This is a genomic window from Streptomyces sp. NPDC047982, assembly GCF_043204165.1.
In the GTDB taxonomy this organism is placed as follows: domain Bacteria; phylum Actinomycetota; class Actinomycetes; order Streptomycetales; family Streptomycetaceae; genus Streptomyces.
In genome coordinates this window covers 94,987-108,938 of record NZ_JBIDBS010000001.1, presented here as the reverse complement: position 1 = coordinate 108,938, position 13,952 = coordinate 94,987, and the positions used below count along the sequence as shown (strand labels likewise).

General features: G+C 67.9%; 9 protein-coding genes and 1 pseudogene. 8 read left to right on the top strand and 2 right to left on the bottom strand.

Translation table 11 applies throughout. The features are described 5' to 3' along the window. The first annotated feature begins 342 nt into the window (after window positions 1-342). The 4 genes and pseudogenes from ACGF2V_RS00455 (at window position 343) to ACGF2V_RS00440 (ending at window position 6,731) form a co-directional block, all read left to right on the top strand. Window positions 343-969, top strand: coding sequence for a response regulator transcription factor (locus tag ACGF2V_RS00455; RefSeq protein WP_362619820.1), 627 nt, complete (start codon window positions 343-345; stop codon window positions 967-969). 518 nt (window positions 970-1,487) lie between these two features. Continuing rightward, window positions 1,488-3,551 carry an HYR domain-containing protein gene (locus tag ACGF2V_RS00450; RefSeq protein WP_362705815.1) on the top strand — a complete coding sequence of 688 codons (2,064 nt, stop codon included), beginning with the start codon at window positions 1,488-1,490 and terminating at the stop codon, window positions 3,549-3,551. A gap of 151 nt (window positions 3,552-3,702) precedes the next feature. Further along, window positions 3,703-4,386, top strand: a pseudogene (locus ACGF2V_RS00445) (DUF4255 domain-containing protein); the annotation flags it as partial. Window positions 4,387-4,685: 299 nt separating this feature from the next. Further along, entirely contained in the window at window positions 4,686-6,731 is a 2,046-nt protein-coding gene (locus tag ACGF2V_RS00440; RefSeq protein WP_362705817.1) for an ATP-binding protein, read from the top strand. A 122-nt stretch (window positions 6,732-6,853) separates the two neighbouring features. Here ACGF2V_RS00440 and ACGF2V_RS00435 read toward each other — a convergent pair whose 3' ends face one another. Both ACGF2V_RS00435 and ACGF2V_RS00430 read right to left on the bottom strand, forming a co-directional pair. Then, window positions 6,854-7,534 carry a hypothetical protein gene (locus tag ACGF2V_RS00435; RefSeq protein ID WP_362705820.1) on the bottom strand — a complete coding sequence of 227 codons (681 nt, stop codon included), beginning with the start codon at window positions 7,532-7,534 and terminating at the stop codon, window positions 6,854-6,856. Between the two features lie 44 nt (window positions 7,535-7,578). Continuing rightward, entirely contained in the window at window positions 7,579-10,833 is a 3,255-nt protein-coding gene (locus ACGF2V_RS00430; protein WP_362705823.1) for a hypothetical protein, read from the bottom strand. Window positions 10,834-11,211: 378 nt separating this feature from the next. Here ACGF2V_RS00430 and ACGF2V_RS00425 point away from each other — a divergent pair, with 378 nt between their 5' ends. From ACGF2V_RS00425 to ACGF2V_RS00410, 4 genes are all read left to right on the top strand, one after another. Beyond that, window positions 11,212-12,765: a phage tail sheath subtilisin-like domain-containing protein gene (locus ACGF2V_RS00425; protein ID WP_362705826.1), complete on the top strand. Its 1,554-nt coding sequence runs from the start codon at window positions 11,212-11,214 to the stop codon at window positions 12,763-12,765. A gap of 93 nt (window positions 12,766-12,858) precedes the next feature. Then, on the top strand, window positions 12,859-13,302 hold the full coding sequence (locus ACGF2V_RS00420) for a phage tail protein (protein ID WP_351517909.1): 444 nt from the start codon (window positions 12,859-12,861) through the stop codon (window positions 13,300-13,302). Further along, on the top strand, window positions 13,302-13,805 hold the full coding sequence (locus ACGF2V_RS00415) for a hypothetical protein (RefSeq protein ID WP_362619832.1): 504 nt from the start codon (window positions 13,302-13,304) through the stop codon (window positions 13,803-13,805). Before ACGF2V_RS00420 ends, ACGF2V_RS00415 begins: the two co-directional genes overlap by 1 nt. Then, window positions 13,802-13,945, top strand: a complete 144-nt coding sequence (locus tag ACGF2V_RS00410) for a DUF6760 family protein (RefSeq protein ID WP_353789668.1) — start codon at window positions 13,802-13,804, stop codon at window positions 13,943-13,945. Before ACGF2V_RS00415 ends, ACGF2V_RS00410 begins: the two co-directional genes overlap by 4 nt. Window positions 13,946-13,952: the final 7 nt, after the last annotated feature.

The window sequence follows — 13,952 nt, the reverse complement described above, 5'->3', positions numbered from 1 at the left end:
GCCTCGAACATGGACACCGGCCGTTGAGGAACACTTCCGGGCAGATTCGGTGCCCGCGGACGGCTCTTTTGTTTCCCTGTACGCAAACGGGGGAACCTTCTGACAGCTTCAAGACGAGCGAGTCAAGCGTCCGAGCGTTTCAGCACGCAGCGGTTTCGACCGTTCCGTCGGCTCGATCAGTTCGATCAGTGCGATCAGTTCGATCAGTGCGATCAGTTCGACCGGCTCAAGCGAGTTCAGCGATTCAAGCGTTGCAAGCGTTGCAAGCGATTCATACGAAACAGCCGTGATGGTTGTGTTCGCCGTGGCGCCATCGGCTGTTGCTCAGGGGGGAGCATTGCCATGGAGCGAACCACTGTCGCGTTACGGGCCCAGGACCCCATTTCGCAGGCAGGTGTGGCGAGCCAGCTACGAGCCCGTCCCGAAGTCAGCGTGACGGAGTGGGCGGAGGGAGATGCCTCGCCCCAGATCGTGGTCGTCGTCGTGGACGCGGTCGACGACGAGGTGCTCACGATGCTGCGTCACATCCAGCGCACCAGCACTGCGCGGACCGTTCTCGTCACCACGGACATCGACGAGCAGAAACTCGTGAGCGCGGCGGAATGCGGTGTCGCCGGTGTCGTCCGGCGGGCCGAGGCGACCCCGGAACATCTGGTGCAGGTCATCAGGACGGTGGCGCGCGGCGAGGGCCATCTCCCCTCCGACCTGCTGGGACGGCTTCTTGAGGAGGTTGGTCGTCTCCAGGGCCAGGTGCTCGGACCGCGTGGGCTGCACTTCACCGGCCTGGCGGCCAGGGAAGTGGACGTGCTGCGGCTGGTCGCGGAGGGGTACGACACCGCGGACATCGCGACGAAGCTGGCCTATTCCGAACGCACGATCAAGAACGTGCTGCATTCCGTGATGACCCGGCTGCAGCTGCGGAACCGGTCCCACGCGGTCGCGTACGCGATGCGGCAAGGGCTGATCTGAGCCGTTCGGTCCCAGCTGAGGCTTTCGGCTCCGAGGCAGGTGTTCCGGGCCGGGGCTACGGGGCTACGGGGCTACGGCGGTACGGGGCTGGGTGTCCGCGTACGAGGCCGGCCTCGGCGGCGGGTGCGGGTTGCGGGCCCGGCCCCCCGGGCGCGGTTTGAGGACCCGGGTGGGGATCCGGGCGCGCGTCCGGGTCCGGTGGCTGCCCGAAAGGGCAGCGGGGGCTTCCCGCAGCTGTGGCTCGCGTACCACTGCGGGACGTGCGCTCGTACGGGACCGTGGCGCCCGGACGCCGATCGGCCGGACGGTGGGGGAGGGCTTTCGTGCGCTGGTTCCAGCCGCTGCGATGGGCAACGCGGTCGCGGTTGCGGTCACGGCCGTGGTTGTGGTCGCAGGCGTGGTCGCGGGTGGGTCTGGGCTCCGGAAGGACGTTCGGAACCAGGTCCGGAATCGGGACAGGGTTCACTGCCGGATCCGGGCCAGGATTCGCGGCCGGACGCGGACCGGGGATCAGGGCCGTGCCCACGTCCGGGGCCGCCGCACGCGCCGTGCGCTCCGCGCCTCACAGGGCCCTCGCCGTGCTTCGCGTCCCCGCGCTGGCCCTGATCCTCCTCGCCACCGGCATCGCTCCCGGCTCGGCCGTGGGCCCGGGAGAACCGGGGGCGGGAGAGCCGAGGGTGGGGGAGCCCGAGCCCTGGGTCACGCCCGCCGTGTTCACCGACGCGGTCGATCCCGGCGGTTCCACGGGCGTGGACAAGCAGGTGATCACGCCCGCGATTCCGCCGCGTCCCGATGTGATCCTGCTGGTGGACGGCACGGGCAGCATGGAGATCCCGATCCAGCGGGTGAGGGAACGGATCCCCGAGATCACACGGGCCATCCGTAACGAGCAGCAGGACTCACGTTTCGCCGTGGCGACCTTCGGTGACCAGGAAGTCGATCCCGACGCAGGCTTCAAGGTGTTGCAGGGGCTGACCTACGACCTGGGCGAGGTACAGACGGGCGTCGACCAGCTCAAGGCCAACATGGGCGAATACAGCAAGGGCCCCTCCGAGGACTGGCTCTACGCCCTGTGGAAGCTGGCGAACGGTGGGGACGGCAAGACCGTGTTCCGCCCCGACTCGAGTCCCGTCGTCGTTCTGGTCGGTGACGCGTCCAGCCACGAGCCCAGCAACGGACGGTCGTTCTACGACGCCGAGTCCGCCCTCCAGGACGCGGGAGCGCGACTCATCGCGGTCGACCTGACCAGCGACAGGGGCGACGGCCTCAACGGAAACGGCCACCGGCCCCCGTACCACGACGACACCCACCCGCCGGACCAGGCCAAGCGCCTGGTCACCGCCACCAACGGGCGGATGCTCGAAGGCATCGAGGGCAACGATGTCGTCGACGCCATCATCGCCGGATTCAGCAACCTCCCCACCAACGTGAGTTACCGCTTGGACGACTGCGACCCGCATCTCTCCGTCAGCCTCGAACCACCCACCCAGCGTCTGACCAGCGGGGAAACCGCACACTTCGCGGAGAACATCGACGTCTCCGCCGACGCGCCCCAGGGCACCCGGCTCACCTGCACCGTTCAGTTCCTGATGGGGACCCAGGTACCCGGAACGGACACGATCGGGCCGGCCGCGGCGGCGGACCCGGACTTCCAGGAGCAGATCAGTATCGACGTGAACGACGTCGACGCACCCGTCGTCACCGTGGACGATCTGACCGTCCGGGCCCAGGACAAGAAGGGTGCGCGGGTCACGTACACGGCCACCGCCCAGGACGCCACCGACGGTGCGCTCCCGGTGACCTGCGCGCCGCCGTCGGGCTCGCTCTTCCCCGTCGGTGTCACGACGGTGAACTGTTCGGCCACGGACTCCGCAGGCAACACGGGGACGGACACGGCGCGGATCGAGGTCCTGGAGGCTCCCGTGCCGCCCTCGGCGGACGTGGCGGTGAAGGTCGACGTCAGCCCCGACCGTGCGTACACCGGACGCCCCGCCCGCACCCGCTTCACCGTCACCAACGCCGGTCCGGACGCGGCGACGGGCGTGGTGCTCGGCTCCTCCTGGCCGAAGCCGTCCCGGGCGAAGGACCGCGCCCTGCCCACTCTGTCCCGCTGCACGGCTGCCAAGCCGTGCACCATCCCGGCCGGGGGCCGCATCGAGGTGACGCAGACCGCGACGTACCGTGCGGCGGTCACCGGCGACGTACGGGCCACCGTGCGCGGCACGCTGCCCGACCGCCGGAAGACCGACAACCAGGACACCGACCGGTTGCGCGTCCTGAAACCCTCGTTGACCGTCACCCCCCAGGTCGCCAAGCCGGGCCAGGTGGTGCTGGCGCGGGGCAAGGACTATCCGCCGGGACAGACCGTACGTTTCACGTGGAACATCGGGATCAACGCGGAGATGTCCGCCGTGATCGTGGGCCGAGACGGCACCTTCGAGGTCCAGATCCCGGTCCTGCGCAAGGACAAGCTGGGCCCGCGCAAGCTGCGTGTGGACACCCGCGACATCGACCGGCTGCAGAAACCGGTCCTCGTGGTTCAACGGAATCTCCAGCCCCCGGACTTCGCGGGGCGTGCATGAGCGTGGACGAGCGTACGGGGGCGATCGGGCGAGCCGGGACGGCGGTATGGAAGCGATTGGTTGATCCGAGCCGACCGTGCGGGGCGACTGAGCAGGGGCGACGGCACGGAGGCGATCGGGTGAGCAGGGGCGACGGCACGGAGGCGATCGGGTGATCCACGAGGTCGACGACGTACTGCGGTCCCTGATCAGGGCGGAGGTGCTCGAAGGCGGTCAGATCGCGGTGGTCTTCGACGCCCCGACCCGGGAGTGGGCGGCGAAGGTCAACGCGCCCATGGTCAACCTCTACCTCTACGACATCCGCGAGGACATGCGCAGGCGTGAGCGCGGGCTGCACAACGAGTACGACGAGCGCGGCACGATCGTCGCGCGCCGCCGACCGCCCCGCTTCTTCAAGCTGTCGTACCTGATCACGGCATGGACGAAGCGTCCGGAGGACGAGCACCGGCTGCTCGCTTCCCTGCTCGGCTGTCTGCTGCGTTACGAAGCGCTGCCTCCGGAACGGCTGACGGGCACCCTGGCCGAGATCGGGGCCGCCGTACCGATGTCGATTGCGCTGCCGCCTCCGGAGGACCGTTCGTTCGCCGATGTGTGGAGTGCGCTGGGCGGCGAGTTGAAGCCCTCGCTGGATCTGGTGGTCAGTGTGCCGGTGACGGCGTCGCCGAGCTATGCGGCCGGTCCGCCGGTGGGCGACGAGGGGGTGCTGGCCCGGTTCGGGGACATGCCGGAACGGGACGAGCCGCCTTCGGAACCGATGCCGGGGCGTGGCCGGCTCCCGGTGTACGGGGGCCGCCCGGGCAGGCCCGCCCGACCGGTACCGGACGACGACCGCACCCGGTCGGACAAAGCCCTGCGCCGGTCGGGCGGCGGCCCGGCCGGGCCGGGTGGCGCCCCCACCGGGTCGGACGGCGCTTCGACCCGGCCGGACGGTCGACGGAGCTCTGGTGCGGCGCGCCGACACGGTCTTTCGCTCCGCATCACCGAGAACCGGGGGACCGGGGCGGCACACGGGGCAGCCGGCTCCGCGGCTGACCTGGAGAGCGGCGTGAAGAACGACCTGAAGGGCGGCATGAAGAACGGCGTGGAGGGCGATTCGGAGAAGGATGTGGAGAACGACGTGGAGGACGGCGCTCCATGACGACCGAGGGTGACGCGAACCTGCGCCATCTCCTCGCCCGCGCGGCAGCGGTGGAGCAGCGCATTCGGAGCGCGGTGGAGGCCAGGCAGTTCAGCGACCCGGACCCGGACGACGCTTTCCGCGGCCTCTACCTCACGGACGAGACCATCACGCGTCTGCTGGACTCGAAGGAGACGCGCGCCTTCCCGTCCCCCGTTCCGTACGACGACGACGCTCCGGCCGAGCCGTCCCGGCTCACCGCCTTGGCGGACGAGTTCGGACTGACCCCTCTCGACGTGGAAATCCTCCTCATCACGCTCGTCCCCGATCTGGACGACCGCTTCGAGGCGTTCTACGGCTACCTCAACGACGACGTCACTCGCCGGCGCCCGTCGATCGGCCTGGCCCTGGGCCTGTGCGGGCTGTCCCCGGCCGACCAGGCGGCGCGCGGTCGGCTTGCGGCCCGTTCGCCCCTGAGGGAGGGGCGCCTGCTGCTGGTCGAGGACATGGACCGCCCGTTCCTGAGCCGGGCGCTCCGCGTACCCGACCGGGTTGCCGCGCACCTCCTCGGCGACGACACCCCCGACCCCCGGCTGGCGGATCTCCTGGCCGCCTGGCACGCCGTACCGGGCGTCGGCGACCCCGCCGCGCCGGCCCGCGCCCTCGCCCACGACGTCTCGCTCGTCTACCTCTGTGAGGACCAGGGCGGCGCGGGCACCGCCTTCGCTGCCTCAGCCCTGACCCGCGCCGGTCATCAGGTCCTGGGCCTCGATCTGGCGAGGCTGGCCGAGGACCCGGCCCCCGCCGAAGCGGTCCGTTCCCTGGTGCGCGAAGCCCGGCTGACCGGTGCCGGCCTGGTCTGCGCCCCGCTCGACGCGGTCTCCCGCGACCATCCGGCGCTGCTCCGGCTGCTCACCGGCACGCCGGTCCCCACGATCCTGGTGGGCCGGGCCCCGTGGGACGCTGCTTGGTCCGCCGCGCCGCCACTCCTCCTGCACGCACCCCGTGTCGAACCCTCGACCCGGGCCGCCCTCTGGGCCGACGCGTACGAGGACGCGTACGGCGCCCCCGTTCCCCGCACCGTCGATGTCGACCGCCTGCTCTCGCCGTTCCTCCTCACCCCGGAGCAGATCACCCGCGCCGCCCGGAGCGCCGCCCAAGCCACCCACCTGGAAGGCGACGCCCTCACCCCCGACCATGTGCGCCACGGCGCCCGCGCCCAGAACGCGGCGGGCCTGGACCGGCTGGCCCGCCGCATAGAACCCTCCGTCACCTGGGACGACCTCGTTCTCCCCCCGGACACCCACGCCCAGCTCCGCGAACTCACCGCCCGCGCCCGCCACCGCGACCGGGTGCTGGGGGAGTGGGGCATGCGCCCCGGCGGCGGCAGGGGCCGGGGAGTGTCGGCCCTCTTCGCGGGCGACTCGGGTACCGGAAAGACCATGTCGGCCGAGGTGATCGCCGCCGACCTGGGCCTTGACCTGTACACCGTCGACCTGGCCACGGTGATCGACAAATACGTGGGCGAGACGGAGAAGAACCTGGAACGGATCTTCTCCGAGGCCGCGGGCGTGAACGGGGTTCTTCTCTTCGACGAGGCCGACGCGATCTTCGGCAAACGCTCGGACGTGAAGGACGCCCATGACCGCTACGCGAACGTCGAGAGCGCGTACCTGCTCCAACGCATGGAATCCTTCGACGGCCTGGCCATCCTCGCCACCAACCTCCGGGCCAACCTCGACGACGCCTTCACCCGCCGCCTCGACCTGGTCATCGACTTCCCGGTCCCGGACCCCGGACAGCGCCTCGTTCTCTGGGAACGCTGCCTGGGGCCCGTGCTCCCACGCGGCACGGACCTCGACCTCGCCTTCTGCGCCGAGAACTTCGAGCTGGCGGGCGGCAACATCCGCTCCATCGCCGTGACGGCCGCGTACCTGGCAGCGGACACGGGCGAACCCGTGACCATGCCGACGCTCATCCACGCGATCCAGCGCGAGTACCAGAAGCTGGGGCGCCTGACGCTGGCGTCGGAGTTCGGGCCGTACATGGAGTTGCTGGGGTGAAGTGCTGGGCGCGATGTCCCTGGGCAGCCAAGGGCTTTTTGCCTCCAAGGGCTGCCGCTCAATTCCCGGCGGGCGGCCGAGGACACCGAAAGGCTGTTGAGGTGTGAGAGATTCCTACGGAGTCAAAAGCTGATCGATCCCTGACCTTCGTATATGTCGTCGGGTCCGATGAATCCATATATGGAGTCCGGGATTTTAGGTGTGGCTGTTTCCATTGCCAGTCCACTTATGGCAGTCAGAGCGTCGTCGGAAAGCGTGTCTATATTGCCGCCCAGTGATCGGATGATTTGCTCTGGTTTGATTTGAAGGTGCAGGTCGTGGCCCAATGCAAGTGATACGCGAAATGCTATCCAGCGGCGGATGGAGATTTGAATGTCCTCCGCGTGATTCAAGGTGACTGCATCGAGTGAAATTCGCACAACATTTTCCGGAGGAGTCCAAGAATAATGCAGGTCGGCCCGTATCGCGGCTGGAGCTCCGCCGTTCGGGTCGTACTGATCGGTGGCTTGATCGAATCCTACGTAACTCCACTCAGCGTTTTCCGGTTTCGCGAGCGGTGTTAAAATTTCCGATGCCGACTTTTCGAGCAATTCGGACAGGCGTAGGTCCGGAACCAGTATGCCCCCACGCCCCCATTCGTCGGGTGCGGCATGCCCGTCAATCACCTCTCGGCTGAATCTGTCCAGAAACGGGTAGTTCGCGGGGGTAACATTTTCACGAAGTAGTCGAACCCGCTCGAAACCGTGCACTCTACGAGATTCCTTGATGAAATGGTCAGGTACCTGATTGAGGTTGCTGATCACCAATTTTCCCTCGATAGAGAGTGCGGGGAGGTGTGCCTTGAGGTTTAGTTGGGCGGTTTCCTTGCTATGACGTCGACGGATCCAGGAACGTTCTTTTCACCGTAGGGATCTCCGAGATCTACCCTCACTTGCGGCCCCATAATCACTTCGAATTCGCTGTACCCCAGTCTTATGCGCCACTCCCCGAAGGAGACCTTCTTTATTGCCGTCGTGCCCCAGTCCTTCCACTTGCCCTTGGGGTTCGCCAGTCGTGCGGCATGCCACTCGCGCTGAAAATTGAACAAATTCCTTTCGGCTAGTGAGCCGGACAAAGATTGCGGGTTGCTGCCATAGCTCTTACTGAAGGCTGCATTTACGAGTTCCAGGGCGACCTCAGTCAGGGAGAAGCCGATTGTTTTCAGTGAAATGGTCCGCGAATTGAGGGAATGTCCATGTTTGTAGATCGCCATGGAGGGTCCCTTGGGATCCGGCTTTCCATACGGGTCCAAGTTTGCTGATGCGGTGCCCCACATTACTGTTCCTTCCTTGAGGCGTGCCTCAAGGCTTACATCCCAGGTTCGGCTGTTGATACTTGGTTCCGTAGCGTGCATTTCTGATCGCTGAACCGGAACTTCCTCTCGATTGTTGCTCTCCTTGCTCTTCTTGTCCGGGTTTATCTTGGCGTGCGCCCGGAATTTTCCGACGCCGCTGTCGAACAGGTAGAGGGATGTGACCTTTCTACTGGCTTTGATGGCCGGCAGTTTTTTCTGAATCCGACTCCGTGAATTGTCAGGGCCATCCATTAAGACCTCGACATCTTGGATGGCTGCATTTACTGCTGATTGCTTTTCGCTGTAAGTGCGATGCGGATTCTTATCCTCGCCGACCTTCTTTTCGTCTACGGTCCTCTTTGTCTTGAGCTTGTTCCAGAAGGCTTTTCCCTTCTTGGCGATGAAGTCGACGATTTTGTCGATGGCGCGGTTGACTGGCCGGGAAACGGCGTGGAAGACGCTCTTCACCTTGTTGGCCAGGCCGCCGATGCCCAGCAGTGAGGCGAGGAAGCCGATGAGGAGGGGGACGCTGGCCGCAAGGGCGGCCTCGACCATCTTCGGGACACCTGCGGTGCCGCCGTTGGCGATGGCGATGACGGCGTCGAGGACGGCGTTGACGAATTCGGCGATCTGGGCGCCCTGGTTCACGACGAACGTGACGATGTCGATGATTCCCTTGACCGCGCGGACGAAGGCGGAGGCGGGGTTGAGGAGGGAGATGATCCAGGTGATCCCGGCGATGACGACGGTGGGGATCAGGTAACTGGTGAGTTTCTGGAGGATGGTGGCCTTGAGGTCGCCGGCCTCGGCCTGGATTTCCTTGACGGCGCCCGCCGGGCCTTCGGCGGCGAGTCTCTTCGCGACGGGGACGGAGGACTCGACGGTGGTGAGGGCCTGGTCGGGGACGCCTTTGCGGGCGATGCGGGCGCGGATATTGGCCCAGGTCAGACCGAGGAGGGAGCCGATGAGCTGGATGATGCCCTTGAGGTCGAAACGGGCGGGGATTTCGAGGCCGGCTTTGACGGCGGTGCCCAGGAGCCAGGAGACGAGGCCGGTCTTGAGGTGGTCGGCGATGTGGGTGAGGAAGAGCTGGAGACCGGCGCCGACCGCGCGTACGAGGTTGCCCAGGAACCCGATGGGGTCCTTGATGATCTTCATGATCGCGGAGGCGGCCTTGGCGAGGATGCCGAGGAGGAGGTTCTTCAGCTCGTTGATCGTCTTGAGGGCGCCGACGATCGCGTCCTTCGCCTTGTCGATCAGGCCCTTGTTGGCCTCCTGGAGTTTCTTGATCTCCTCGTCGATCTTGTTCAGGGCGGCGGTGTACTTGGTCGCGAGGTCCTGGACGAGTTGTTCGGACTTCTCGTTCACGGTTGATTCGAGATCGTCGAACTTGCCCGCGAAGTCCTTGGCCGCGTCCTGGCCGAACTGGCGCAGGTCTGCGGGGAGTTTGTCGACCTCGGCCTTGAGTTCGGTGCGGCCCTTGGCGATGCGGGCCTTCGCACGGCCGAGTTCGGTGCCGATGAGGTCGGCCACCGACGAGATGACCGCCCGCATCTTCGTGACGTAGAGCTTGCGGGCCTCCTGGTAGAGGTCGTTGGCCTCCCTCGGAAGGCCCGCGAACTTGTCCTTGACCCAGCGGCCTTTGCCCATCAGGCCCGAGTAGCGCTTGTCCTTGTACGCCTTCATGCGGCGCTTGTGGTCGGCGGTGAACGCGTCCCGGGCGGCCTTCTCCCCGGCGGTGAACGCGGCGTCGACCTTCTTGTCGAGGCCGGACAGGGTTTCCTCGACGTCCTTCTTCGTGGAGTCGTAGACCTTCTGGAGCTTCGCGGTGACCTCGGCCCGCCGCTTCTCGTCCTTCGACTTCGTCTCGCCCTTGCCGCCGTCGACCTGTTTGCCGGCAGCACTCCGGGTCGCGGTCAGGGCGGTCATGGCCTGGGTCCCGGCCGCTGCCGCGCCCGCCTTGGCCGTGGACAGTTGCTGAGCCTCGGCGCCGCGCGCCCGGGACGGGGCCTTCGCGGAGTCCGCCTCGGCCGCCTTCTTCGTGGACAGGGCCTCGTCGAACGCCGGCTCGTTGCCCTTGGCGAGCTGCTCCTCGGTGACGTCGGCGTCCGCGAGGGCCTTGTCGTTGGCGGCGGGGCCCGGGGAGAAGTCCGTGACGGCCGCGGGCTGTTGGTCGGGGGTGGCGTCCGCAGCGGAGGGCGCGCCGGGGTTGGCGGGCGGCTGGTCCGGGGTCATCGGGATGACCGGTTTGTCCTTGGCCGCCGCGGTGTCCGGCGGGGCCTTGGTCGCCGTTTCTATGTCCTTGGCGGAGGACTCCTTGCCGTCCGAGACCTTGCCGTCGACCTCCGACTTGATCGCGTCGGCCTTGCCGGACGTGGAGAACTTGTCGGCCTCGTCGAGGTTCTTCGGGGCCTGCGCGTCGATCGCCTTGTTCACCGCATCGACGAACGCCTGCTTGTCGAACTCACCGGGCTTCGCGGCGTTCATCTTCTCCGCGTTCGCCGCCTTGCCCTGCGCCTCTTTGTCGTCCGGCGGTGCGACGGCCGCGTCCTGCGCGGACTTCGACTCCGCGGCGGCCGGGGCGTGGACGGCCAGCCGGGTCTTCTTCGCCGCGACGTCCGCCTTCACCCGGCGGAATCCCGGAGCGTGCGCCGGGGACGGTTTGACCGGGGCGGTGTAGCGCTGGGCCACCAGACGCGAGACGGCCGCGTTCCCGGCCGCGCGCTGCAGACGCTGCAGGCCGCGCGGGTCGGGGGCGGGACGGTTCACCGGCGGCCGCTGCGGCGCCTGCGGTGAGGGAGCCCTCGTACGGGACACCCCCGTACTCGCGAGAACGGGCTTGGCACGGGCAGCGTCGGCGTCCCTCTCCAAAACCGCCTTCATCCGCCCTCCCGGCCCACCGTTTCCCGGACAGTCGGCACTCCATGGGCAAGGGGACCCTGCCGCCGTCCCAGGGTCTGGGGGCGGGAACACGCGTGCGGAGGACGTGGGGGCCGGTCCTCGGGGCAGGGCGCGGTGACAGGTACAGGCGGGGGCGTTGCCTGATCGGGCAGTGGCCGGTGCACGGGCGGGCGACCGTGCGTCCGTTCCCGGTGATCGCGGCTGTCACAAGAATGGCGGGCGTTCCCCGGCCAAGGAGAAGCTCATATGCCGTCGTACCTGTCCCCGGGCGTCTACGTCGAGGAGATCGAGTCCGGGTCCCGGCCGATCGAAGGGGTGGGCACCTCGGTCGCCGCCTTCGTCGGCTTCGCGCAGAAGGGCCCGTTCGACGAGCCGACGCTGATCACGAACTGGAGCCAGTTCGTGGCCACGTTCGGCGACTTCGTCGACGGTACGTATCTCGCTTCCGCCGTCCACGGGTTCTTCTCCAACGGTGGTGGCGTCTGCTACGTGGTGCGCGTCGGCGACGGCACCGAACCCGCGTCGCAGGACGTGGAGGACGGGGCGGCCGCCGGGAAGCTGCCCCCGGGGTCGGAGACGCGGCTCGGGCCGTATGAGGTGAAGCCACGCCCCGGCGCGGTCGGTGAGATCACCGTGGAAGTGACCGAGGCGGAGGGTGACGATCCGCCCTCCGACGTGTTCCGGCTCCTCGTGAAGCGGGACGGGCAGGTCGCCGAGACGTACCCGAACGTCACGACCAAGCGCAGCAAGGAGAACGTCGCCACCCGAGTCAACGCCACCTCGGAGCTGATCGAGATACGGGAGTCGGGGCGCGGCGCCGCTCCCGCCCGGCCCGAACCGCAGACCGTCGTCCTGGCCCCCGCCGCGCCCGCCCCGGCCGGCGCCGGGGCACTGGCCCCCGAGGTGTACGTCGGTGATCCCGACCGCCGTACCGGTCTGGGGGGCCTCGAAGCGGTGGAAGAGATCACCACGGTCGCCGTGCCCGACCTGATGAGCGCGTACGAGCGCGGACTGCTGGACCTGGATTCCGTCATCGCCGTACAGCAGGCGATCATCACCCACTGCGAGCTGATGGGCGACCGCGTCGCCATCCTCGACCCGCCGCCCGGACTCTCCCCGCAGCAGATCCGCGCCTGGCGCACCGACCGGGCCAACTTCGACTCCAAGTACGCCACGCTCTACTACCCGTGGATCCGGGTCGCCGACGCCTCATCGGGGCGTGCGCGGCTGGTACCGCCGAGCGGCCACATCGCCGGGGTGTGGGCGCGCAACGACGCGTCGCGCGGGGTGCACAAGGCCCCCGCCAATGAGGTCGTGCGCGGGGCTGTCGCGCTCCAGACACAGTTGACCAAGGGCGAGCACGACCAGCTCAACCCCATCGGGCTGAACTGCATCCGGTCCTTCCCCGGCCGTGGCGTCCGGATCTGGGGCGCGCGCACGCTGGCCTCCGATCCGGCCTGGCGCTACCTGAACGTCCGGCGCCTCTTCAACTACCTGGAGGAGTCGATCCTCGCCGGTACGCAGTGGGTCGTCTTCGAGCCGAACGACGACGCCCTGTGGGCCCGCATCCGGCGCACGGTCTCGGCGTTCCTGGTCAACGAATGGCGCAAGGGGGCGCTGTTCGGGCTCACCCCGGAAGAGGCGTTCTACGTCAAGTGCGACCGCGAGACCAACCCGCCGGAGAGCATCGACGCGGGCCAGGTCGTCTGCGAGATCGGGGTGGCGCCGGTCAAGCCGGCCGAGTTCGTCGTCTTCCGCCTCTCCCAACTGAGCGAGGGCAGCGGCGGCGTCGACGAATGACGCGGGCGTGATCGATGTCCTGCCCCGCCGGCCACAGGCGCGGTACAGGCGGATTGAGCGATTGGAACGGCAAGAGCGGAAAAGGAGCCTGTTGTGCCACTTCCCGATCTCGACAGCACCGTCGGCGCGTCCTTCGGCCTCGAATTCGACAGCGTCGTCATCAAGCAGATCACCGAGGTCAGTGGTCTCAAGATGGAGCAGGACGTCATCGAACTGAAGCAGAACACCGCCGACGGCCGCTACGCCATCAAGAAGCTCCCCGGCCGGCCGAAGGCCGGTGAGGTGACCGTGACCCGGGGCCTCACCGAGGACAACAGCTTCGAGCGATGGATCAAGGACTCGCGGTTCGGCCGGATGCCGATGGCCCGGCGCAACGGCGCGGTCATCGTGTACGACCACGAGGGCATCCCCATCAAGCGCTACAAACTCATCAACGCCTGGCCCAAGTCCCTCGAAATCGGCACCCTCAAGGCCGGCGACACCTCGGTGCTGACGGAGAAGCTCGCCATCACGTACGAGAGCATGGAAGTCGACTGATGCGGCGCACGACACCGGCTCCCGCGCATGCTCCCGCGCGCACCTGCGCACCGGACGCGGACGAGGGAGCCCTTCGGCGGACGGACGGGCGGGACCCGGCGGGCCGGGGCGGGGGGCACGGCCAACGGGACAGCCTGCGCACGGAGTTCGCCTTCGAGCTGCCGCGCGGGTACGTCGACGAGGCGGGCGTCGTGCACCGTACCGGAGTCATGCGGCTCGCCACGGCACGCGACGAACTCGTGCCGTTGCGGGACGACCGGGTGCGCGAGAACTCCGCGTACCTCTCGGTCGTGCTCATCGCCCGGGTCGTCACCCGGATCGGCACGATCGACGACGTCCACCCCGGCATCATCGAGGACCTCTTCGCCTCCGACCTGGCCTTCCTCCAGGACTTCTACCGGCGGATCAACGCCGAGGGACACACCCGCGCCGCTGTCACCTGCCCGTCCTGCCAGGAGGAGTTCGCGGTGAACCTCGCCGGTGGCCGCCTGGGGGAATCGTGACGTACGCGGCCGACCTGCTGTACGAGGAGGTCGCGTACCTCGCCTACCACTTCCACTGGCCGCTCGATGAGCTGCTGGATCTGGAGCATCCGGAACGTCTGAGGTTCGTCGCACAGGTCGCCCGCCTCAACGGGCGGTAGCGAGGAG